Raw genomic sequence first — 21,049 nt, forward strand, 5'->3', positions numbered from 1 at the left:
CATACAGGAGGGTAATGAGATGAATTAAAGATTTCAGGTAAAACAGAGCGCACTTAAGCCCCGTGCTACATCCGTTCAACGTGACCGTATAAATAACCACCCATGTGGGAAATTTCGTATAAATAACGTTCGGGTGCGACCAGAGGGAATCAATCAGGATAGCGTGGTTTACGACATAATGACGTGCGCGATCAATCGCGCCGCTGCTAATTCAGTAATCTATTCCTCACGAACTTCATTCCAACTGCCCCGTCAGCGCTGACGCCATGCCGAGGGTGCCATGCCGTGCAGCTGGCGGAAGCGGTTGCTGAAATGGCTGGAGGAGTGGAAACCGCAGCGCAGGGCAATCTCGGTGAGCGACAGCGCGCTGAATTGCAGCAGTTGCTGCGCGGCTTCCATACGGCGGCGCATCACATACTGGTGCGGCGCTTCGCCGGTGCTGCTGCGGAACATACGTGCAAAATGGTATTCGCTAAGCGCCGCCTCTGCCGCCAGTTGGGCCAGCGTTAACGGCTGATCCAGCTGCGTATCGATCAGCGCCAGCACGCGGCGCAATACCGCCGGCGCCAGTCCGCCGCGCACCTGCGGCAGCTGCCACTGTACCTCGCTGTAGCGCTGCAGCAGATGGGTCATCAGCAGTGTTGAGGCGCTACTCAGCATCAGCTGGTTGGCCGGCTGCTGCCAGTCGGCGCTCAGCAGAAAATGACGATACAGTTGGGTGATGCGGTCATCGTCGGCAAAAATCTTCTCATGCAGATTAAGCTGCGCCGGGCTGCGATCCCACACCTGCTCACCAAGGTGACGCAAATGCGTATCGGTGCAGTAGAGGTGCACGAAGGATAAATCCGCGCGCAGATCCCAGGTCGACTCGGTGCCAGACGGCATCAGGCAAAAGCGATCCGGCGCGCCGCCGTTGCGCCAGCCGTGCGGTGTTTTGTGCCAGGTGTCGTAACCGTCAGCCACGTACAGGCTAAGCGTATGGTGATCGCTGAGGTTGGTCACGCGATCGCCACTGTTGAACCACGCCGCCAGCCGAATGCCGCCGCTCAGCTGCACGCTATCGCGCAGCTGCGCTTTGTGACGCTGAAGCATAGTAAACGTCTGATATTCCGGCATGGTCTGACATCGCTCTCTGGATTGATGTCCTGTAGTTTACGCAACTGACCGGACAGAAAACAGGCCAATGCCGGACCAGGCGGGAAAAAGCGCAAGAATTTGCAAGTGCTGCGCAAAGTCATGCAAGCCGCGCTCCTGTCGCTCAGGCACACTGCGAACCTGATTCCGCCGGAGAGTTTCTGATGAACCTGATGTTATACCTCGCGGTGGTGCTGATTTGGGGCACCACCTGGATTGCGATTTTTCTGCAGCAGCAGGCCGCCGATACGCCGGTACTGGTGGCGGTGTTCTGGCGCTTCCTGTTCGCCTCGTTGACCATGCTGGTGCTTCTCCGGCTGCTGAAACGTCTGCGTACGCTGGATGCGCGCGACCACCTGTTTTGTCTGTTACAGGGCGGCTGCGTATTTGGTTTTAATTTTGTCTGCTTTTACCACGCGGCAGCGATGATCAGCACCGGTCTGGAGTCGGTGATTTTTTCGATGGCGGTGCTGTATAACGCGCTCAACAGCTGGATCTTTTTCCGCCAGCGCCCGCCTTTCCGCCTGCTGCCCGCCGCCGCGCTGGGCCTCGGCGGGATTGTTGCGCTGTTCTGGCAGGATATTCAGTCAGCCCATGTTGCGCCGCAGCTGCTGTGGGGCGTGGGGCTGAGCGCGCTGGGCACGCTCGGTTTCTCCTTTGGCAATATGATTTCTACCCGCCATCAGCGTCGTCAGCGCGACGTGCTGACCACCAACAGCTACGCCATGCTGTACGGTGCGCTGATCATGGCCGTGCTGGCGCTGGTGAATGGCGACGCGCTGGCACCGGCACTCAATCTGCAGTGGCTGGGGGCGATGAGCTATCTGGCTTTGTTTGGCTCGGTACTGGGCTTTGGTGCCTACTTCACGCTGGTGGGGCGCATCGGTGCCAGCCAGGCGGCTTACAGCACCCTGCTGTTTCCACTGGTGGCGCTGACGCTTTCGACGCTGTATGAAGGCTATCAGTGGCATAGCAATGCCATCGTCGGGCTGGTGATGATTCTGGCAGGGAATATGGTGATGTTCGTGCGCTGGCCGGCTCATCGCCGGTTACGTCTGGCCTGAAGCAAGAGCGGGCATAGCGCCCGCTCTGTCACTCCTCTAGCGCCAGCCCCCGACGCCGATGTTGAGCTGGTGAGGTTGGTTAATGGCTTTTCTGGCAATCCAGTAAAGCAGAACGCGTTCATCATCTCTGTCGCGGTCGGCCATCGCCAGTAATTTCAGCGACAGGGTGGACCTGGTCACAGGCTGCTGTTCATCGCTTAACTCGATAACCGCCTGACCGATGATGCAGCAAACCTCATCCCCGCTGGATACGGATTCATATGCCCGGTCTTTCATATTTCCTCCTGTTGAATGAACTATAAGCCTGGCAAAGTTCCTGCATTTTGCCGCGCAGATGCTGCGCTTAAAACACCCTGTTACACATGCTCACCTGTCGCAATGCCTGTTCATGTGACGACATCCGCGCTGCGCTTAAGCAAAGGCGCAATGCCATTCATACCGGTTTCACAGCATTTCATTCCGTCTCCCGCTCCGTTCACGCCCGTCCGCACCACCCGCGCCCGCGTGAGGCTTATTATCGCTGCAGATTCCGTATTCCCGGATGGGAGAGAGAAAAATGACAACAGCCGTTACCCCTAATCATCAGCGTGTCCGTATCCTTACCCTCGCAGGCACCATCATTACCCAGTTCGCGCTCGGCTCGGTTTATACCTGGAGCCTGTTTAATGGCCAGCTGGCACAGAAACTGGATGCGCCGGTCAGCCAGGTGGCTTTTTCCTTTGGTCTGCTCAGCCTCGGTCTGGCGATTGCCTCCTCGCTGGCCGGCAAGCTGCAGGAGCGCTTTGGCGTGCGCAATGTCACTATCGGTGCAGGCATTCTGATGGCGATTGGCTTCTGGCTGACCGCCCATGCTGACAACCTGATGATGCTGTACCTGAGCGCCGGCATTCTGGTCGGGCTGGCCGATGGCGCGGGCTATCTGATGACGCTCTCTAACTGCGTGAAGTGGTTTCCGGAGCGCAAAGGGCTGATTTCGGCCTGTTCGATCGGCGCTTACGGCCTCGGCAGTCTCGGCTTTAAATTCATCTGTGGCGCGCTGCTCAGCACTCAGGGGCTGGAAAATACCTTTGTGATTTGGGGTGTGCTGGCGATGACGATGATTATTGCCGGTGCCCTGATGATGCGCGATGCGCCGCTGCAGCAGGCCGGCTCACGTCAGCAGCAGGCCACACAGGAGTTCACGCTGGCGCAGTCGGTGCGCCTGCCGCAGTACTGGATGCTGGCGCTGATGTTCCTGACGGCCTGCATGAGCGGTCTGTATGTGATTGGCGTAGCGAAGGATATTGGTGAAGGTCTGGTGCACCTGAGTACGCAAACGGCGGCCAATGCGGTGACGATAATTGCTATTGCCAATTTGAGCGGACGACTGATTCTCGGCGTGCTGTCGGACAAAATGGCGCGCATCCGGGTCATTTCGCTGGCACAGCTGGTTTCGCTGAGCGGCATGAGCATCCTGCTGTTCACCCACATGAATGAAACCACCTTCTTCCTGTCGCTGGCCTGCGTGGCGTTCAGCTTTGGCGGCACCATCACCGTCTTCCCGTCACTGGTCAGCGATTTCTTCGGCCTCAACAACCTGACCAAAAACTACGGCCTGATCTATCTCGGCTTCGGCATCGGTAGCGTGCTTGGCTCGCTGGTAGCTTCGGTGTTCGGCGGCTTCACCGTGACCTTCAGTCTGATTATGACGCTGCTGGTGATCTCGCTGGTGCTGTCGCTCAGTATCCGTCTGCCAAATCGTCAAAACCTGGTCGCGCCGGTACTGCATAATTAATTCACCACCCTGCCGTGTAAATGCACGGCAGGCTTTTTACTGATAACCACAGAATTGATCACGCGTTGAGAATGACTGTTATTTAACCTTGCATTTCAGAGTAATCGGGTTATTATCAGGCGCTATTCAGCTTATTCCGATTGGTTTATTTCCCGCCCTGGCACTTTTAGCTTTTAATTGACATATCGGGTAATATTTACGGAAATAACTCTACATTCACTGCATCTTCACTCCACTTTTCCCGGTTAATCTGGCCTCATTGGAAAAGAGGAGGACTCTCCATGAAGAAGTTAATAAAAGTCGCTTCGGTGGTGGCGATGATGACCATGCTAAGCGGGTGTATTATCGAGCACGACCATGGACGCGGTCCCGGCTGGGGCCACGGGCACGGCGGCGGCTGGCATCACGGCCATGGCGGCTATCGTCACTGGTAATTGGGCAAAGCACACACAGCACATAATAAAAAATGAATAAAGAAAGGGCGGGAATCAATCCCGCCCTTATTTTTTAGCTTTTCACCGCGTAATTACATTGATACCAGACTTTCTTCAGGCCAGGCAAATTGCTGTCCTGCGCCGGAAGCGATTCGACTTTATCGAAGCCGCGCTGGTTACAGTAATTCGCCAGATCAAGTTCCAGCGCATCTTTATCCAGCTTCTGTGGATCGTAACGATACTGTACGGTATTTGAACGGGCATCTTCATCCACGCGCTCAAAACCCCCGGGTTTGCTGACACTACAACCGGCCAGCATAAAAAGCGCTAACGCGCTAATAAGCATTTTATTCATTAGGATGTCCTCATCAGACGTTGCAGTGTAAAAGGCAACGCCACACGCCTCTATAGGAAAAAGACGCGAAATGTCCGATTAATGCAAAGCTTTCGCCAATCAAATCAATAAAACCAAACGGTTTTCCTTATCACATCAGCAGTGAGAAGATGACTTCAGACAAAACGAAGTCTGCACCACACCAGGTGATACCCACAAAAAGACATACTGAAAGTGACCTTTATGCCCGTGCTGAGCGGGCTTTTTTTTCGCCCGTTATCCGGTAAGGCTGACCATCTTACGCAAAAGATTGGCCGCTTGTTTGTCCGGCAATGCGAGAATTCCGCTGTAAAGATCAATCGACATCGCGCACATCGTGCCGCGATCCACCGCCGTATCCGCCGGCATATTCAGCTGCTGCAGCTTATCGCCCCACTTGCCATACAGTTTTTCCACCACACGCTGCAGATCGCGCTGCGCCTGAGACTGATCCACCGCCAGCTCATCGCCGGTACTGTTTTGCAGCAGTGCCTCGAGCGCTTCACCATCGCGCTGATTAAGCTCCGGCGACAGCACCTGTTGCAGATTGACGCCACCGCTGACCTGCGGATAGAGGAAACGGAAGCAGCGCTGCGTATCCTGCTGCTGCAGCGCCTGCATCTCCTGCACCGAAACGCGGATATAGTTGATGATCGCCGCATCGCTGGCGCGCGCCATGCGCTGATTCACCAAATCCATCAGCCAGCCGCGCATATCGCCCAGCGCCTGCTCCGCAGGTACGCCCTCTGCCAGCTTGTGCTGCAACTCACGATTCAGCAGTTGCCACAGCGCCGGCTCCTGCACTTTCAGCACGCGATAACCCGGCGCGTCGCTCAGTTGGGTAGCCACCTGCACCGCCAGCGCCTCGCGCTCCTGACGCGGATGCAGCCAGCTAAACCACAGCAGATTAGCCAGCAGCACAGGCAGCAAAAACAGCAGGACACCCTGCCAGACGCGCAGCGCGGTGGTGCGCAGCAGTACCACGATGATGATCGCCAGCAGCACAAAAGCGGCCAGCGTGAGCGGGAAAAGCGAGAACATGGAGCGATATTAATCCTTGCGAACGTCAATTAAAACCGGACAGCTGGCGCGTTCAATCACTGCTGCGCTTACCGAGCCTTTCAGCAGGCGGTTGAGCGGCGACAGGTGACGACGGCCCATTATAATCATACTGGCGTGCAACGCCTCAGACTGCGCCACAATGGTTTCCGCCGCTTCACCGGCCAGAATCAGCCCGCGTGCGTCAATGCCAGCGCGCAGCAGCGGTGCCAGCGCATGGCGTACCACCATTTCAGCTGTATTTTGTTCATCCTGCGCCACGACAAAATCGTCCGGGTCTTCCCCGGCGTCGATCTCAATCGGCTGATTGCACGACGAATATGCCGGATCGACACAGCACAGCACGGTGACCTGCGCCTGTTGCGCCAGCGCCTGTTCAATGGTCAGGGCGATCACTTTTTCCGCCACCGGTGAGTTATCGATGGCCATCAGCAAGGTTTTCATCAGTCGGTTATCCTTCCGCAGCAGTTATTTTGCCAATTTCGCGAATCAGCGCCTCTTTACACTTTATCAGCGCTGTCCGGTAATGCGCTTCCTGGCGGTGAAAACGTGCCGTCGGCACCAGCAGTGAGATCGAGAAGCGCCCGAACAGCGTATCAATCGCGACCGCCATGGTGGAAATGCCCTCCAGCGTTTCGCCGCGATCGATAGCCAGTCCGCTGACGCGCACCTCCGCAATCAGCGTCAGCAACTGCGGCAGCGTTTTTACCGTCATTTCCGTCAGTTCCGCATAGGCTTCGCCGACCATCACCCGCACATCTTCGTCGCTCTCCAGCGCCAGCAGCGCCCGGCCACCGGACGTACTGTAGAGCGGCAGATTCAGGCCGATGTGTGGCACCACGCGCAGCTCACGCGTGGCCACCACGTAATGGACAATCGCCAGCTGCGTCCCGCTGGCCCGCGCCAGCGACACCGTTTCATTGATTTCCGCCGAGAGTTGTTCGAGGAACGGCCGGACAATTTCCACCACGTCACTGTGCACGCTGGAGATCAGCTTCAGCAACGCCGGACCGAGGCGCAGCCCGCCTGCCCCGCCGCTGCGCACCAGCTGCGCGCTATCCAGCGCCGCCACGATGCGCTGCACCGTCGAGCGCGGCAGATCGACCACCTGCGCAATTTCACCCAGACTCATGCCGCCCGGATGCTCACCGAGCGCATTTAAAATTTTTGCCGCACGCGCAATGACCTGAATGCCACCCGCTTTTTCATCCTCACGGCTTGAGGGAGGTTCTACCATGATACGTTCCTTTTTGGCCTGTCCTACTTTAGCGCGAACGATCGCACTTTTACACCCTGTATCACATTGCAATACACCATATCGAAATGTAAGATGCGAGCTGTATCACATCGCAATACACTGCATCAACCAATAACGAGACACCTGTTATGAATGCCCAGCCCGTGGCGGCACCGGCACCGCATCCTTTTACCCTGCGCCTCGCGCTGGGGCTGGTGGGGGTGCTGATCGCCGCGCTGACCTCCGGATTAAACGATCGCGTTACCGACATCGCGCTGGCCGATATCCGTGCCGCAGTCGGCATTAGCTACGATGACGGCAGCTGGATTATTTCGGCCTATCAGGCAGCGGAAGTCGCCGCGATGATGATTGCGCCGTGGTTCGCCGTCACCTTTTCGCTGCGCCGCTTCGCGCTGGCGGTGTCGGCCGGTTTCATGGTGTGCGGTGTCCTGCTGCCCTTTATGCCCACGGCTCCGCTGTTTATTGCGCTGCGCGTGGTGCAGGGACTGTTTGGCGGCGCCCTGCCGCCGCTGCTGATGACGGTGGCGCTGCGCTTTCTGCCACCGCCGATCAAACTTTATGGGCTGAGTGCTTACGCCCTCACCGCCACGTTTGGCCCGAATCTGGCGGCGTCGCTGGCGGCGTTCTGGACCGATGACGTCAGCTGGATGTTTGTGTTCTGGCAGGTGGTGCCGGCCATGCTGATCGCCATGCTGCTGATCGGCTGGGGCCTGCCGCAGGATCCGCTGCGCACTGAGCGATTTAAACAGATTGACCTGTTCGGCATGCTGAGCGGCTGCTCGGGCATGGCGCTGCTGATTCTGGCGCTGACGCAGGGTGAGCGTCTCGACTGGCTCAGCTCGCCGCTGTTTGTCGCCCTATTATTCAGCGCGCTGGCGTTGCTGATTGTGTTCTTTATTAATGAATGGTTTCACCCGCTGCCGCTGTTTAAGTTGCAGATGCTGCGCCGCCGTAATTTGTCGCACGGTTTGCTGGCGCTGGCGGGTGTACTGATTCTGGCGCTGTCCGGTTCGGCGCTGCCGTCGGCCTATTTTGGTCAGGTGGAGGGGTTTCGCACGCTGCAGTTCGCGCCGCTGGCGTTGACCATCGGCCTGCCACAGCTGCTGATTGCACCGCTGGTCGCCAGCCTGCTGAATATCCGCTGGATTGACTGCCGCTGGGTGCTGAGCGTCGGTGTGCTGCTGCTGGCAACCGCCTGCCTGCTCGGCATGCAGATCACTACCGACTGGGCGCGGCAAAACTTCTGGCTGATGCAGATCTTGCAGGCGTTTGGTCAGCCGATGGTGATTCTGCCGGTGCTGATGAGCGCCACCAGCGTGGTCGCGCCGCCGGAAGGGCCGTTCGCCTCCGCCATGTTCAATACCGTACGCGGCTTTGCCAGCATTGCCGCCAGCACGCTGGTGGAGTGGTTTATCAGCCATCGTGAGCAGTTTCACTCCAGCGTGCTGGTCGATCAGGCTGCCAGTCGCAGCTGGCTGATGACCGCAGCGGATAGCCAGCAGGCCAGCAGCAGCCTGCCGCTGTTGGCCGACGGCAGCGCCAGCAGCGCGGCCAATCTCAGCGGCTTCGCCACCCTGCTGAAGCATCAGGCCATGGTGCTGAGCCTGAGCGATGCGTATCTGATGCTGATCGCCTTCGCTGCCGGGCTGTTAGTGCTGACGCTGTGCCTGGCGAAACGCGTCTGGCCACCGCAAACCCTGATTCAACCTGTTACCAAAACTCCGGAATAACTGTTATGCACGCTTTTGCTATGAAACGAACAATCCTGCTGAGCGCCCTGCTGCTGGTTTTGCTGGCGATGGCGTTCTGGCTGTGGTCAGCCATGACCGGCAACGACCATCGCACTGATGATGCCTGGGTGAATGCCGATTACACGCTGGTGGCCCCGAAGGTGTCCGGCTACATTGCCCACGTCAACGTGCAGGATAACCAGCGCGTGCGGGCTGGCGACGTGCTGGCGACGCTCGACGACCGCGACTATCGCGTGGCGCTGGAGACCGCGCGGGCTAATCTGCAGGTCAGCGACGCCAAACGGCTGAGCGCGCAGGCGCAGCTCGACCAGCAGCAGTCCACCATTGCCGAGGCCCGCGCCACGCTGGCCGCCAGTCAGGCATCGGCACAGTATGCCGGACAGAGCGCGGCGCGCTACAACCAGCTGTACAAGAGCGGCACCATAGCCGCTGACGATCAGCAGAAAGCCAGCTCAACCCAGCGTTCTGCGGCCGCTACGGTGCGCCAGAGCGCAGCGGCGCTGGCGGCGGCCGAACAGCAGGTGAAGGTACTTGAGGCCGCGCTGCGTCAGGCGGAGGCTGATGTCGCGGCGGCGCAGGCCAGCGTCGACCAGGCCGGGCTGAATCTCTCTTATACGCGTATTGTTGCGCCGGTGGATGGCATGGTGGGTCAGCGTTCGGTGCGCGTGGGAGCCTGGGTCAGCGCGGGTACGCGTCTGCTGGCCGTGGTGCCGCTGCAGCAGACTTACATCACCGCCAACTATCTGGAGACGCAGCTGGCGAGTGTGCGCCCGGGCCAGAGAGTGGTGGTGAAGATTGATGCATTGCCCGGCAAGACCTTCACCGGTCACGTCGACAGTATCGCGCCCGCTACCGGCGCCACGTTTTCCGCGATTGCCCCCGATAACGCCACCGGCAACTACACTAAAGTGGTTCAGCGTTTGCCGGTGAAAATTGTGCTGGATCCGCATCAAAGCGATCTGGCGCAATTACGTGTCGGCATGTCGGCGATTCCGCAGATTGAGACCCGATGAAAATGTGAGCAACTTCTCAGAAGTGACCTATTTATTTTCGGATCGAATCCGCGTAAATTAGCGCTCGATCCTGTTTCGGGGCAGCCCGAAGCGACCTGAGTAGAAAGCGTGTAGCGATGATGAACTCCACCTTTCTCTTATTCTGTTCGGGTTACGCTGGTTTGGGATCGCCATCATTGTAACCGCTCAGAGGAGTTGTTTTGTGAAATACGCCTTGATGGGAATCTCTTTCTTCGTCTTACTTTGGGTCGGCACCTTCGTGCTGATGCTGTAAAGACGCCAGCCGGGGCGACCGCTCAGTCGCCCCGATTTGTAGTTACTCTGCTTCTTCCACCGCTTTTATCGTTCCCGGCAAAATACCGTCGGCGCGGAACATCGCTTTAATGCCACGCACCGCCTGACGAATACGATCGCTGTTTTCAATCAGGGCAAAACGCACGTGGGTATCGCCGTAATCACCAAAGCCAATGCCCGGCGAGACGCACACTTTCGCCTCCTGCAGCAGCAGCTTGGCGAATTCGAGCGAGCCTAAATGCGCGTAATGGTCGGGGATTTTCGCCCAGACGTACATGGACGCTTTCGGCAGATCGACCATCCAGCCTGCCTCATGCAGCCCCTTCACCAGTACATCGCGCCGGCGTTTATACTGCTCGGCGATATCACGCACGCACTGCTGATCGCCCTCCAGTGCCGCAATCGCCGCCACCTGCAGCGGTGTGAAGGTGCCGTAGTCGTGATAGCTTTTGATGCGTGCCAGTGCCGCCACCAGCTCTTTGTTGCCGACCATAAAGCCGATGCGCCAGCCCGCCATGTTGTAGCTTTTTGACAGGGTAAAGAATTCCACCGCCACATCGCGCGCGCCCGGCACCTGCATAATCGACGGCGCTTTCCAGCCATCATAGGTGATGTCGGCGTAGGCCAGATCGTGGATGACCAGCACGTTGTACTGCTTCGCCAGCGCGATGACGCGCTCGAAGAAGTCCAGCTCCACGCACTGCGATGTCGGGTTGGACGGGAAGCCGAGGATCATCATCTTCGGTTTCGGGTAACTTTCGCGGATGGCGCGTTCCAGTTCATTGAAGAAATCGACGCCCGCGACCAGCGGCACCGAGCGCACCTGCGCGCCGGCGATCACCGCACCGTAGATGTGAATCGGGTAGCTGGGATTGGGCACCAGCACGGTGTCACCGTGATCGAGCGTCGCCAGCATCAGGTGCGCCAGGCCCTCTTTCGAGCCGATGGTAACGATAGCTTCGGATTCCGGATCGATATCCACCTGGTAACGCTCGGCGTACCAGCGCGAAATGGCGCGACGCAGGCGCGGAATCCCTTTGGAGGTAGAGTAGCCGTGCGTGTCTTCACGCTGTGCCACCTGACAGAGCTTTTCCACGATGTGCGGCGGTGTCGCGCCATCCGGGTTGCCCATGGAGAAATCGATGATGTCTTCGCCGCGCCGGCGCGCAGCCATCTTCAATTCAGCCGTGATGTTAAATACATAGGGGGGGAGACGTTCAATACGCGAGAAACGACGGGGTGTGCTGTTATCAGCCATGATGTCCTCTGGATTACGTTAGCGCCCGGACCGTCCGAGCGACGCTGGTCACTGCCGTGACCGAAACAAGAACATAACGCGCTGATAACAATATTGTCGAGGGGGGACGGCAAATTTTCTTAGCCTGCTTCGTTTAAGCGCCCAAACACCCAATCGTTTACCCACTGGCCGTTGAGCCGGTAGTTATCGCGTAGCGTGCCTTCCAGCGCGAAACCGTTCTTTTCCAGAATGCGCCGCGACGGCCAGTTGCCCTCAATCACCAGCGCTTTGAGTTTGTGGAAGTCGGCCTGCAGCAGGAACGTGCACAATGCCTGCAACGCTTCGCTGCCGTAGCCCTGACCGGTACAGGCGTGGCGCAGCATGTAACCCACTTCGGCCTGACGATACGGATGCCATTCGGCGCTGCAGCCAAACAGGCCAATCGCTTCACCGCTGTCGCGCAGGCGCGCCACCAGGCACAGCATGTGAAAACTGCTGGGTTGCCACGGTGCCAGCCGCTCGTTAAAGCGCTGGCGGATGTCGTTTTCATCGGGGATCTCGCTCACCCAGGTCATGGTCGCGGCATCTTCATGTACCGCTTTGAAAATCTGCCAGTCTTCCGGCTGTAACCGGCTGAGGGACAAACGAGGGGTGAGTAATTGCATGGCCACGCTCCGCTGTTGTGCTTACGGCAAAATAGCAAACCGCATCCGTGACAACCAGTGAACGCTGCACGCTTTCAGCAATCCTCTTTTTGGCACTCAGGATTTCCTCTTTTCAGGTTTCGAACCGGATAATCAGCCTTGCTTCCTTTCAGGGTCGGATGTTACGGGCGGATCTGGTCGCCATAAATGGCGCCCCTACGGTGCATCCGCAGTCTTGTAGGGTGCGCATTCATGCGCACCGGCAGCGCGCATCTTCGTATCTGGTCGCCATAAATGGCGCCCCTGGAGTGCATCCGCGGTCTTGCAGGTTGCGCATTCATGCGCACCGGCAGCGCGCACCTTAAAAATTGATCCAGGCTATGAGAAACGTCTGCAGCTTGCCGGGACGCTGGCGGATCGCGATCACATTTTTTATCATGTCCGCAACCTTGCCTGCTCCGGAGAACACCGTGCCTTCCCATTTCGACATGCTGCTGGCGGTGTTTGACCGCGCCGCGCTGATGCTGATCTGCCTGTTCTTCCTGACCCGCACCCGCGTATTTCGTCAGCTACTGCAAAAAGATGAACACTCAATCGGCGAAAAAGCCGTGGTGACCGCCATCTTCTCGCTGTTTGCGCTGTTCAGCACCTGGTCCGGCATCAATGTTGACGGCTCACTGCTCAACGTCCGGGTGATTGCGGTCATGGCGGGCGGCATTCTGTTCGGGCCGTGGGTCGGCATTGCAACCGGCGTGATTGCCGGCGTGCACCGCTTCCTGATTGATATCGACGGCATCACCTCGGTGCCCTGTCTGATTACCAGCATCATCGCCGGTATCGCCGCCGGCGCCATCAACCGCTTCGTCAGCAAAGAGCAGCGCTGGCGCGCCGGCATCCTCGGCGGCATGCTGTGTGAAAGCCTGACCATGCTGCTGATCGTGCTGTGGGCGAAACCGATGTCACTCGGTTTAACCATCGTGTCGGAAATTGCGCTGCCGATGATTCTCGGCGCGTCGAGCATTGGTTTGATTGTGCTGCTGGTGCAGAGCGTCGAAGGGGAAAAAGAGGCGATTGCCGCGCGTCAGGCCAAGCTGGCGCTGGAGATTGCCAACAAAACCCTGCCGCTGTTTCGTCAGGTTAACAGCGACTCGCTGCGCAAAGTGTGCGCCATCATTCGCAGCGACATCCATGCCGATGCGGTGGCGATCACTAACACCAAACAGATTCTGGCTTACGTCGGCTACGGCGAGCAGAACTACCACAACGGCGACGACGGCATCAGTCCGACCACCGCGCAGGCGATCGCCAGCGGAAAAATTATCATTAAGAATAACGATGAGGCACACCGCACCAAAGACATTCACTCAATGCTGGTGATTCCCCTTTGGGAAAAAGGGGAAGTGACCGGCACGCTGAAAATCTACTATCGCCGCGCCCATCGCATTACCGGTTCGCTGAAAGAGATGGCGGTCGGCCTGTCGCAAATCATCTCGACGCAGCTGGAAGTCTCGCGTGCCGAGCAGCTGCGCGAGATGGCCAATAAAGCGGAACTGCGCGCGCTGCAAAGCAAAATCAACCCGCACTTCCTGTTTAACGCGCTGAATGCTATCTCCTCATCGATTCGCCTGAACCCGGACACGGCGCGCCAGCTGGTGATTAATCTGTCGCGCTACCTGCGTTACAACCTGGAACTCAACGACGATGAACCCATCGACATCAAAAAAGAGCTGTGGCAGGTGAAAGATTACATCGCCATTGAGCAGGCACGGTTTGGCGACAAGCTGTCGATGATTTACGACATCGATGAAGATCTGCACTTTTCGCTGCCCAGCCTGCTGATCCAGCCGCTGGTGGAGAATGCCATCGTGCACGGTATTCAGCCCTGCCGTGGCAAAGGCGTGGTCACGCTGAGCGTGAAAGATCTGGGCGATCGCGTGCGCGTGGCGGTGCGCGATACCGGTGCCGGCATCAGCGAAGAGGTGGTCAGCCGGGTGGCGCGCAACGAAATGCCGGGAAACAAAATTGGCCTGCTGAATGTGCATCACCGGGTGAAACTGCTGTCCGGCCACGGCTTAACCATCACCCGTCATCAGCCCGGTACGGAAATCGCCTTTACCCTCAGCAAAAGTGGTCAGCGGCTGTCCGGCCCGCTCACCCCGTTAGCGGAAACCTCAGCGTGAAAGCCATTATTGTCGAAGACGAATTCCTGGCGCAGCAGGAGCTAAGCTGGATGATCCAGCAGCATAGCCAGATCAGCATCGAAGCCTGTTTTGATGATGGGCTGGAAGTGCTGAAGTATCTGCAGACTCATCGGGTGGACGTGATTTTTCTCGATATCAACATCCCGTCGCTGGACGGCATGTTGCTGGCGCAGAACATCAACCAGTTTATCCATAAGCCGCTGATTGTGTTTATCACCGCGTGGAAAGAGCACGCGGTCGAGGCCTTCGAACTGCAGGCGTTTGACTACATCCTCAAGCCGTATCACGAGTCGCGCATCATCACCATGCTGAACAAGCTGGAGGCCAGCGCACAACAGCAGCAGGCGCAGCAGCACAACCCGGCAGCCAGCGCGCCGCAAACGGTGAATTTAGTCAAAGATGAGCGCATTATCGTGACCGATATTAACGATATCTATTACGTTGAAGCACATGAGAAGCTGACGTTTGTCTACACGCGGCGCGAAGCCTATGTGATGTCGATGGCGATCAGCGAGTTTTGCAGCCGTTTGCCTGAGTCGATGTTCTTTCGCTGCCACCGTTCCTACTGCGTTAATCTGAGCAAGATTGGCGAGATCGAACCGTGGTTTAACAACACCTATCTGGTGAAGCTGCGCGATATGGATGCGCAGGTGCCGGTGAGTCGCAGCAAGGTAAAGGCGTTTCGCCAGTTGATGCATCTTTAGGGCGAACGGCGCAGGAAACCGTTCGCCCGGGTGATTACAGCACGCGCCCCAGCGCCTGACGCAGATGGGCACCGGCGCCAAGCAGGCCCGGCTGGTCGTGAGTAATCATGTAAACAGGAATATCGACGAGATAATCGCGGAAGCGGCCTTTGTCTTCAAACGCCGCGCGGAAGCCGGACGCTTTAAAGAAATCGAGGAAGCGCGGCACGATGCCACCGGCAATGTACACGCCGCCAAAGGTGCCGAGGTTCAGCGCCAGGTTGCCGCCAAACCGTCCCATGATGACGCAGAACAGCGTCAGCGCGCGGCGGCAGTCAATACAGCTATCCTGCAGTGCCCGCTCGGTGACATCTTTTGGCTTGAGGTTTTCCGGCTCGCGCTGATCGGATTTCACAATCGCCCGATACAGGTTAACCAGTCCGGAACCCGACAGCACGCGCTCGGCAGAAACGTGACCCAGTTCGGCGCGCAGCACTTCAAGAATCGCATCCTCTTCTTCACTGTTTGGCGCAAAGTCAACGTGACCGCCCTCACCCGGCAGGCTGACCCAGCGCTTATCAACGTGCACCAGATGGCTGACGCCGAGCCCGGTGCCAGCACCGTAAATGGCAATCGGCTTATCCTGCACCGGCGATTTGCCGCCGAACTGCAGTACGTCCTGCGCCGTCAGCATTGGAATCGCCATGGAAACCGCGGTGAAATCGTTGATGATTTCCAGCGTAGTAAAGCCCAGACTTTCCTTCATCTGACGCGTTGAGAAGGCCCAGTCATGGTTGGTCATCTCCACCCAGTCGCCGGTGATCGGACAGGCGATGGCGATGCAGCCGTCGGTAATGTCCTGTTTTTGCTCATCCAGATAGTGACGGATAACTGCTTCAAGGTTGTCGTAGTCTGATGTTGAGAATGTTTTGGCCTGGGAGATGGCGCCGGTCTCCACCTCACACAAGGCGAGACGAGCGTTAGTGCCGCCCACATCGCCGACCAGGGCGTATTTTGTCATTCTTCTGCTGCTCCGCTTGGGTCATAAACAAGTGCAGGACACTATAAAAGCCTGCCAATAAAACAACAACGCTCACCTTGCACGATGAGCGTTGGTCATTCAGTGCGACGCACAGCCTGACTGTCGCCAGCCCAACTGTACAGAGGCAACTGTCCTAAACTTTGTGGCTATTACGCTGGTGCAGCGCCGCCGTCACGGTACGCAGCAGCGGCGGCAGATCCTGTTTCTCCATCACCACTTCAATCAGTGACAGGCAACGCGCCTGGCTGAGCAGTGCCATCACGGCATCAAGCTGCGCCGTTTCACTGATGCGCCAGCTCTGAGCCGCACAATTCAGGCTCATCGCCTGCGGCAGCGCGGTCCAGTTCCACTGCGCGATGTCGTTGTAGCGCTGTTCCGCTCCATGGATCGCGCGTTCGACAGTGTATCCCTCATTATTCAGCAGAAAAATGATCGGGCTTAAGCCGTCGCGCTGGATCGATCCCAGTTCCTGAATGGTCAGCTGCGCCGATCCATCGCCGATGATCAGAATGACGCGGCGGTCAAGCTGCGCCGTCTGGGCACCAAAGGTGGCGGGTAAAGTATAGCCAATGGAACCCCATAAAGGTTGTACCAGCAGCTGCGCATCATGCGGTAAACGTAGCGCGGCAGCGCCAAACGCCGCCGTGCCCTGATCAGCAAGGATAATATCACCGGGCTGCAGGAAACGCTGCATCGCCTGCCAGAAAGCCTGCTGACTGATTACGGCGGCAGCAGCGGGCGGTGCATCGTCCGGCATGTCGGCCACGCCCGTGGCCCAGTGCGCGCAGTGGCGCTGATAAACCGGCAGCAGCGCGGCCAGCGCCTGCGCCATGCTCAGCGGTGCGAAGGTTTCTCCGGCGACGCTGGCATGAAACGGCTGCAGATCAATCACCCGCTGCGCCGACAGCTGCTGGGTAAACCCGGCGGTCAGGGTGTCGGTAAAACGCACGCCGACGCACAGGGTGACATCGGTGTCTTCAATTGCCGCGCGCACGGTTTCGCGGCTGCCGCTGGCGGCGTAGGTGCCGACGAAGCCCGGTTGCTGCTCATCCAGCACGCCCTTGCCCATCAGTAGCGTGGCTGCCGGAATGGCACGCAGCGCACGCAGCTCAGCCAGCGGCGCCTGCAGCTGCCAGCGGGCAGCGAGAAAATCGGCCAGCAGCGCCACGCGCTGCGCCGGTGCCAGCAGGCGTTCCGCCGCTGCGGCAAACGCCTGCGCCACGTCGCGGTTTTCAGCCGGTACCGGGCTGGCGCTGGCTGACGGCAGCGTTACCGTGGCGGCGGCGACATCCACCGCCAGCAGCAAATAGCCCGGACGGTGCTGCTGTAGCGCGCCAGCGATGACCCGATCAATTTCAGCCACGGCGTTGTCGGCGCTCAGCACCGCGCTGGCAGCACTGACTTCCTGGGCCATGCGCAGAAAATGGCCGAAATCGCCGTCGCCGAGCGAATGATGCACGCAGTCGCCCTGCTGCTGGGCGAGGCTGGCGGGAGCGCCGACGATGTGAATCACCGGCACATATTCGGCGTAGCTGCCGGCGATGCCGTTAATCGCACTGAGTTCACCGACGCCAAAGGTGGTCAGCAGCGCGGCCGCGCCGTTGCAGCGACCGTAACCATCGGCCGCATAGGCGGCATTGAGTTCATTAGCGCAGCCGACCCAGGTAATACCGGGATGGTCAATGACGCTGTCGAGAAATTGCAGGTTGTAGTCGCCGGGTACGCCGAACAGATGGCGGATACCCGCCTGGTGCAAACGATGCAGTAAATAGTCGCCAACGTTAAGAGTGTTCATCGACCGCTCCTGTGAGGGGGAATGATCAGGAGTATTAGCGATGTGGCTGAACTGGCGAGATTTTCGCCATCATCGCGCTGTCATGCATGGCAAGCATTCGTTACGACGACAGAAAATTCTGTAAGTTGCGATCTTTGCCGCGTTACGGCGCAGTGTAAACGCATACACTGCTATGCTGATGCCACTTTCTCCCACCTGAGACAGGAACGCTGCATGAGTACTTTTCCCCACGCCGAACGTTATCACCAGATGCAGTATCGCCGCAGCGGCCGCAGCGGCCTGAAGCTGCCGGCGATTTCGCTGGGTCTATGGCACAACTTTGGCGACAGCACGCGCGTCGACAACAGCCGCGCGCTGCTGCGTCACGCGTTCGATCGCGGTATAACCCATTTTGATCTGGCCAATAACTACGGGCCGCCGCCCGGTTCTGCGGAGAGCAACTTTGGCCGCATTCTGCGCGAAGATTTTCACGGCCTGCGCGACGAGCTGGTGATCTCCACCAAAGCGGGTTACACCATGTGGGACGGTCCGTACGGCGACTGGGGCTCACGCAAATACCTGATTTCCAGTCTCGATCAAAGCCTGAAGCGCATGGGGCTGGAGTACGTGGATATCTTTTATCACCATCGTCCGGATCCGGAAACGCCGCTGGAAGAGACGATGCGCGCGCTCGATCAGGTGGTGCGTCAGGGTAAAGCGCTGTACGCGGCGATTTCGAACTACCCGGCGGATAAAGCCGCCGCCGCTATCGCCATGCTGCGCGATCTCGGCACCCCCTGCCTGATCCACCAGCCGCGCTATTCGATGTTCGAACGCACGCCGGAACAGGGTCTGCTGGACGTGCTGGGCGACAATGGCGTCGGCTGTATTGCTTTCTCGCCGCTGGCCGGTGGCGTGCTGACCGACCGCTATCTGCAGGGCATTCCGCAGGATTCGCGCATCGCCAGCGGCAGCAAATTCCTCAACGAAAACCAGCTAACGCCAGAGAAGATGGCAAAGGTGCAGCAACTGCAGGCGCTGGCACAGCAGCGCGGTCAAAAGCTGGCGCAAATGGCGCTGCGCTGGGTGCTGCGCGACACGCGCGTCACGTCGGTGCTGATTGGTGCCAGTAAAAGCGCGCAGATTGATGATGCCGTCGACATGCTGAGCCAGCCTGAATTAACCGCGGACGAGATCGCCGCCATTGAGCAAATTTTGGTGTAACCGTTTACCCGCCCGGACTTTTCCGGGCGCTGTCCTTAGCAGAAAACGCTGCGCAACCTTTCGCTGGCACTTTTTCAGACTAAATCTCAAGGCGTGTCTGGTCCGATATGGCACACTAGCGCCACGGTAGCCTCGATGCTATCGATGAGGAGAAAGTATGAAACGTGCAATTTTGTTTGCCGCTTTGCTGGCAACGTTATCCCCTCTGGCGCTGCACACAGCTGAAGCCAGTAGCGCTACCATCAATCTGGCCCCTGGCGTCACGCTGCATCTCGGCGATCGCGACCGTCGCGGCTACTACTGGGACGGCGGTCGCTGGCGTGAACCGCGCTGGTGGCACGATCGCTATCAGTACAACGATCATCGCTGGTGGCGTCACGAAGAGTGGAAACGCCATCGAGCCTGGGAGCGTGAACGTGAGCGCCGCTGGCACGAGCGCGAACGTCGCGAACACTGGCGTCACGATCACCGACACGATCGGCATGACCGCCACGACCATCATCACCATTAAAAAAAATCCCGGCGCAGACGCAGCCGGGATTTTTCTATTCAGTCATTTGCTTACCAGCCGAGCGCTTCGCCCACCAGCAAATAGATATTCAGCGCCACCACCAGCACCACAATCAGACGACCGGCATTTTGCATCAGGCGTGAGTTCACCAGTTCATCGCCCATGATGTCTCGGTTCCCGGTGAACGACAGCAGCGGAATCAGCGCCAGCGCAATACCGAAGCTCAGCAGCACCTGGCTCATCACCAGAATGCGCGTCGGATCCCAGCCCGCCCAGATAACAATAAAGGACGGCAGCATGGTAATGGTACGACGGAACCACAGCGGAATGTGGAAGCGGATAAAGCCCTGCATCACCACCTGGCCGGCCAGCGTGCCCACCACGGTAGAAGAGAGGCCGGCCGCTACCAGACTCAGCCCGAACACAATCGCCGCCGCGTGACCCAGCAGTGGTTGCAGCGTCAGATAAGCCTGGTCGAGATCAACAATGCTCGTGTGACCGCTAAAGTGAAACGCGGCCGCTGCGGTGGCCATCATCGCCAGGTTAACGAAACCGGCAATGGTCATGGCGATCGCCACGTCGAGCTTGGTGGAGGAGTAGCGCTCCGCCTTGCTGCCTTTATTACCGTACTGCGTCAGCGCCGAGTGCAGATAAATGACGTGCGGCATAATGGTCGCGCCCAGCACGCCAGCCGCGAGGAATACCGCGTCCGAAGTGGGCAGGCTCGGCAGCGCCATGCCTACCACCAGATCGCTGACGCGCGGCTGCGAGAAGAACAGCTCAACGATATAAGCGGCGGCGACAAACAGCAGCAGCCCGCCAATCACCAGCTCCAGCGGCTTCTGTCCACGGTTTTGCAGCATCAGGATCAGGAACGTGGCGATACCGGTTAACACCGCGCCCTGCAGTAGCGAGATGCCGAGCAGCAGCTTAAAGCCGAGCGCAGCCCCGATGAATTCCGCCAGATCGGTGGCCATGGCGATAATCTCCGCCTGTACCCAGTAGAACCACACCGCCGGGCGCGGGAAGCGATCGCGAATATGCTCGGCGAGGTTTTTACCGGTGGCAATACCCAGCTTGGCAGACATCAGCTGGATCAACATCGCCATAATGTTGGCCCATACCACCACCCACAGCAGTTTGTAGCCGTACGCGGCCCCCGCCTGGATGTTGGTGGCAAAGTTGCCGGGATCGATATAACCAATGGCCGCGATGAAGGCCGGTCCCAGCAGCGCGAGCTTGATCTTTCTGGCTCCGCGAGCGGCGCGCTCGGCGGTGCGACTTTCTGACATAGTTTTGACCCTGTCCTAACGCTTGTCTGACCCATCCAGCTTACGGGGCATTCAAGGCAAGTGAAATTTGGTTATAGTTATCGCATTGATAGATGGTGCTATAAAGTATAGCCATTGCTATACCACAAGGTAAAGTTAGCGCTTGCTAAAAATTATGCAACAGGTTTCACTCTACTCCCGGGTCAAATTATAGACAATCTCTTTGTGGATATTTCTTGTGATCCATTTGTAAACAGGTTGTGAGCGGTGAGACTAATCTGAGAAATTAAGCGATACCGAATACTTAT

General features: G+C 58.3%; 21 protein-coding genes. 10 read left to right on the forward strand and 11 right to left on the reverse strand.

Annotation, left to right across the window (positions count from 1 at the left end):
• Window positions 1-252 precede the first annotated feature (252 nt).
• The gene (locus QMM04_RS11830) at window positions 253-1,116 is read right to left on the reverse strand and encodes an AraC family transcriptional regulator (RefSeq protein WP_275028264.1); all 864 of its coding nucleotides are present in this window, start codon (window positions 1,114-1,116) and stop codon (window positions 253-255) included.
• A 182-nt stretch (window positions 1,117-1,298) separates the two neighbouring features.
• Here QMM04_RS11830 and QMM04_RS11835 point away from each other — a divergent pair, with 182 nt between their 5' ends.
• Window positions 1,299-2,198, forward strand: a complete 900-nt coding sequence (locus tag QMM04_RS11835) for an EamA family transporter (RefSeq protein WP_021509108.1) — start codon at window positions 1,299-1,301, stop codon at window positions 2,196-2,198.
• A 36-nt stretch (window positions 2,199-2,234) separates the two neighbouring features.
• On the opposite strand, the gene QMM04_RS11840 is transcribed toward QMM04_RS11835, so the two are convergent.
• On the reverse strand, window positions 2,235-2,474 hold the full coding sequence (locus QMM04_RS11840) for a hypothetical protein (RefSeq protein WP_021313687.1): 240 nt from the start codon (window positions 2,472-2,474) through the stop codon (window positions 2,235-2,237).
• A 280-nt stretch (window positions 2,475-2,754) separates the two neighbouring features.
• Here QMM04_RS11840 and QMM04_RS11845 point away from each other — a divergent pair, with 280 nt between their 5' ends.
• Together QMM04_RS11845 and QMM04_RS11850 are read left to right on the forward strand one after the other, a co-directional pair.
• A complete protein-coding gene (locus QMM04_RS11845; RefSeq protein ID WP_152390601.1) occupies window positions 2,755-3,972 on the forward strand; it encodes an MFS transporter in 1,218 nt (405 codons plus the stop codon).
• Window positions 3,973-4,253: 281 nt separating this feature from the next.
• Window positions 4,254-4,406, forward strand: a complete 153-nt coding sequence (locus QMM04_RS11850) for a hypothetical protein (protein ID WP_021509106.1) — start codon at window positions 4,254-4,256, stop codon at window positions 4,404-4,406.
• 73 nt (window positions 4,407-4,479) lie between these two features.
• Here the strand turns inward: QMM04_RS11850 and QMM04_RS11855 are convergent, their stop codons facing one another.
• From QMM04_RS11855 to QMM04_RS11870, 4 genes are all read right to left on the reverse strand, one after another.
• Window positions 4,480-4,761, reverse strand: a complete 282-nt coding sequence (locus QMM04_RS11855; protein WP_021509105.1) for a membrane lipoprotein lipid attachment site-containing protein — start codon at window positions 4,759-4,761, stop codon at window positions 4,480-4,482.
• Window positions 4,762-5,016: 255 nt separating this feature from the next.
• The gene (locus QMM04_RS11860; protein WP_282996236.1) at window positions 5,017-5,820 is read right to left on the reverse strand and encodes a hypothetical protein; all 804 of its coding nucleotides are present in this window, start codon (window positions 5,818-5,820) and stop codon (window positions 5,017-5,019) included.
• Between the two features lie 9 nt (window positions 5,821-5,829).
• Window positions 5,830-6,282 carry a universal stress protein gene (locus QMM04_RS11865; RefSeq protein WP_058758371.1) on the reverse strand — a complete coding sequence of 151 codons (453 nt, stop codon included), beginning with the start codon at window positions 6,280-6,282 and terminating at the stop codon, window positions 5,830-5,832.
• 7 nt (window positions 6,283-6,289) lie between these two features.
• Window positions 6,290-7,075 (reverse strand): IclR family transcriptional regulator, encoded by a 786-nt coding sequence (locus tag QMM04_RS11870; protein WP_282996237.1) that lies wholly within the window; start codon window positions 7,073-7,075, stop codon window positions 6,290-6,292.
• 149 nt (window positions 7,076-7,224) lie between these two features.
• Between QMM04_RS11870 and QMM04_RS11875 the strand changes: the two genes are divergently transcribed.
• From QMM04_RS11875 to ypdK, 3 genes are all read left to right on the forward strand, one after another.
• Entirely contained in the window at window positions 7,225-8,826 is a 1,602-nt protein-coding gene (locus QMM04_RS11875; RefSeq protein ID WP_104188599.1) for an MFS transporter, read from the forward strand.
• 5 nt (window positions 8,827-8,831) lie between these two features.
• Complete coding sequence (locus tag QMM04_RS11880) at window positions 8,832-9,860, forward strand: HlyD family secretion protein (protein WP_282996238.1); 1,029 nt, start codon at window positions 8,832-8,834, stop codon at window positions 9,858-9,860.
• 202 nt (window positions 9,861-10,062) lie between these two features.
• A complete protein-coding gene (gene ypdK, locus QMM04_RS11885; RefSeq protein WP_006120362.1) occupies window positions 10,063-10,134 on the forward strand; it encodes a membrane protein YpdK in 72 nt (23 codons plus the stop codon).
• 42 nt (window positions 10,135-10,176) lie between these two features.
• Here ypdK and alaC read toward each other — a convergent pair whose 3' ends face one another.
• Window positions 10,177-11,412: an alanine transaminase gene (gene alaC / locus QMM04_RS11890; RefSeq protein WP_282996239.1), complete on the reverse strand. Its 1,236-nt coding sequence runs from the start codon at window positions 11,410-11,412 to the stop codon at window positions 10,177-10,179.
• 119 nt (window positions 11,413-11,531) lie between these two features.
• Entirely contained in the window at window positions 11,532-12,056 is a 525-nt protein-coding gene (locus QMM04_RS11895) for a GNAT family N-acetyltransferase (protein ID WP_031280018.1), read from the reverse strand.
• Between the two features lie 467 nt (window positions 12,057-12,523).
• Here QMM04_RS11895 and QMM04_RS11900 point away from each other — a divergent pair, with 467 nt between their 5' ends.
• Together QMM04_RS11900 and QMM04_RS11905 are read left to right on the forward strand one after the other, a co-directional pair.
• Window positions 12,524-14,215 carry a sensor histidine kinase gene (locus tag QMM04_RS11900; RefSeq protein WP_021508253.1) on the forward strand — a complete coding sequence of 564 codons (1,692 nt, stop codon included), beginning with the start codon at window positions 12,524-12,526 and terminating at the stop codon, window positions 14,213-14,215.
• Window positions 14,212-14,940, forward strand: a complete 729-nt coding sequence (locus QMM04_RS11905) for a LytTR family DNA-binding domain-containing protein (protein WP_021508252.1) — start codon at window positions 14,212-14,214, stop codon at window positions 14,938-14,940. Before QMM04_RS11900 ends, QMM04_RS11905 begins: the two co-directional genes overlap by 4 nt.
• Window positions 14,941-14,974: 34 nt before the next feature.
• Here the strand turns inward: QMM04_RS11905 and glk are convergent, their stop codons facing one another.
• Window positions 14,975-15,940, reverse strand: coding sequence for a glucokinase (glk, locus tag QMM04_RS11910; protein WP_104188602.1), 966 nt, complete (start codon window positions 15,938-15,940; stop codon window positions 14,975-14,977).
• A 154-nt stretch (window positions 15,941-16,094) separates the two neighbouring features.
• Complete coding sequence (locus QMM04_RS11915; protein WP_282996240.1) at window positions 16,095-17,756, reverse strand: thiamine pyrophosphate-binding protein; 1,662 nt, start codon at window positions 17,754-17,756, stop codon at window positions 16,095-16,097.
• Between the two features lie 213 nt (window positions 17,757-17,969).
• Between QMM04_RS11915 and mgrA the strand changes: the two genes are divergently transcribed.
• Together mgrA and QMM04_RS11925 are read left to right on the forward strand one after the other, a co-directional pair.
• The gene (gene mgrA / locus QMM04_RS11920) at window positions 17,970-18,959 is read left to right on the forward strand and encodes an L-glyceraldehyde 3-phosphate reductase (RefSeq protein WP_282996241.1); all 990 of its coding nucleotides are present in this window, start codon (window positions 17,970-17,972) and stop codon (window positions 18,957-18,959) included.
• A gap of 157 nt (window positions 18,960-19,116) precedes the next feature.
• Window positions 19,117-19,470, forward strand: coding sequence for a DUF2502 domain-containing protein (locus tag QMM04_RS11925; protein ID WP_058758363.1), 354 nt, complete (start codon window positions 19,117-19,119; stop codon window positions 19,468-19,470).
• A gap of 50 nt (window positions 19,471-19,520) precedes the next feature.
• Here the strand turns inward: QMM04_RS11925 and QMM04_RS11930 are convergent, their stop codons facing one another.
• Window positions 19,521-20,762, reverse strand: coding sequence for an Nramp family divalent metal transporter (locus tag QMM04_RS11930; protein WP_021508247.1), 1,242 nt, complete (start codon window positions 20,760-20,762; stop codon window positions 19,521-19,523).
• Window positions 20,763-21,049: the final 287 nt, after the last annotated feature.

This window comes from Pantoea sp. Pa-EAmG (genome assembly GCF_030024295.1).
Classification (GTDB): Bacteria; Pseudomonadota; Gammaproteobacteria; order Enterobacterales; family Enterobacteriaceae; genus Pantoea; species Pantoea dispersa.

Coding starts and splice junctions, on each gene's coding strand:
- QMM04_RS11855 (WP_021509105.1), bottom strand. CDS start 4,761: ATGAATAAAATGCTTATTAGCGCGTTAGCGCTTTTTATGCTGGCCGGT.
- QMM04_RS11850 (WP_021509106.1), top strand. CDS start 4,254: ATGAAGAAGTTAATAAAAGTCGCTTCGGTGGTGGCGATGATGACCATG.
- QMM04_RS11880 (WP_282996238.1), top strand. CDS start 8,832: ATGCACGCTTTTGCTATGAAACGAACAATCCTGCTGAGCGCCCTGCTG.
- QMM04_RS11915 (WP_282996240.1), bottom strand. CDS start 17,756: ATGAACACTCTTAACGTTGGCGACTATTTACTGCATCGTTTGCACCAG.
- QMM04_RS11865 (WP_058758371.1), bottom strand. CDS start 6,282: ATGAAAACCTTGCTGATGGCCATCGATAACTCACCGGTGGCGGAAAAA.
- QMM04_RS11835 (WP_021509108.1), top strand. CDS start 1,299: ATGAACCTGATGTTATACCTCGCGGTGGTGCTGATTTGGGGCACCACC.
- QMM04_RS11830 (WP_275028264.1), bottom strand. CDS start 1,116: ATGCCGGAATATCAGACGTTTACTATGCTTCAGCGTCACAAAGCGCAG.
- QMM04_RS11870 (WP_282996237.1), bottom strand. CDS start 7,075: ATGGTAGAACCTCCCTCAAGCCGTGAGGATGAAAAAGCGGGTGGCATT.
- mgrA (WP_282996241.1), top strand. CDS start 17,970: ATGAGTACTTTTCCCCACGCCGAACGTTATCACCAGATGCAGTATCGC.
- QMM04_RS11875 (WP_104188599.1), top strand. CDS start 7,225: ATGAATGCCCAGCCCGTGGCGGCACCGGCACCGCATCCTTTTACCCTG.
- QMM04_RS11840 (WP_021313687.1), bottom strand. CDS start 2,474: ATGAAAGACCGGGCATATGAATCCGTATCCAGCGGGGATGAGGTTTGC.
- QMM04_RS11845 (WP_152390601.1), top strand. CDS start 2,755: ATGACAACAGCCGTTACCCCTAATCATCAGCGTGTCCGTATCCTTACC.
- glk (WP_104188602.1), bottom strand. CDS start 15,940: ATGACAAAATACGCCCTGGTCGGCGATGTGGGCGGCACTAACGCTCGT.
- QMM04_RS11925 (WP_058758363.1), top strand. CDS start 19,117: ATGAAACGTGCAATTTTGTTTGCCGCTTTGCTGGCAACGTTATCCCCT.
- alaC (WP_282996239.1), bottom strand. CDS start 11,412: ATGGCTGATAACAGCACACCCCGTCGTTTCTCGCGTATTGAACGTCTC.
- QMM04_RS11900 (WP_021508253.1), top strand. CDS start 12,524: ATGCTGCTGGCGGTGTTTGACCGCGCCGCGCTGATGCTGATCTGCCTG.
- QMM04_RS11930 (WP_021508247.1), bottom strand. CDS start 20,762: ATGTCAGAAAGTCGCACCGCCGAGCGCGCCGCTCGCGGAGCCAGAAAG.
- QMM04_RS11895 (WP_031280018.1), bottom strand. CDS start 12,056: ATGCAATTACTCACCCCTCGTTTGTCCCTCAGCCGGTTACAGCCGGAA.
- QMM04_RS11860 (WP_282996236.1), bottom strand. CDS start 5,820: ATGTTCTCGCTTTTCCCGCTCACGCTGGCCGCTTTTGTGCTGCTGGCG.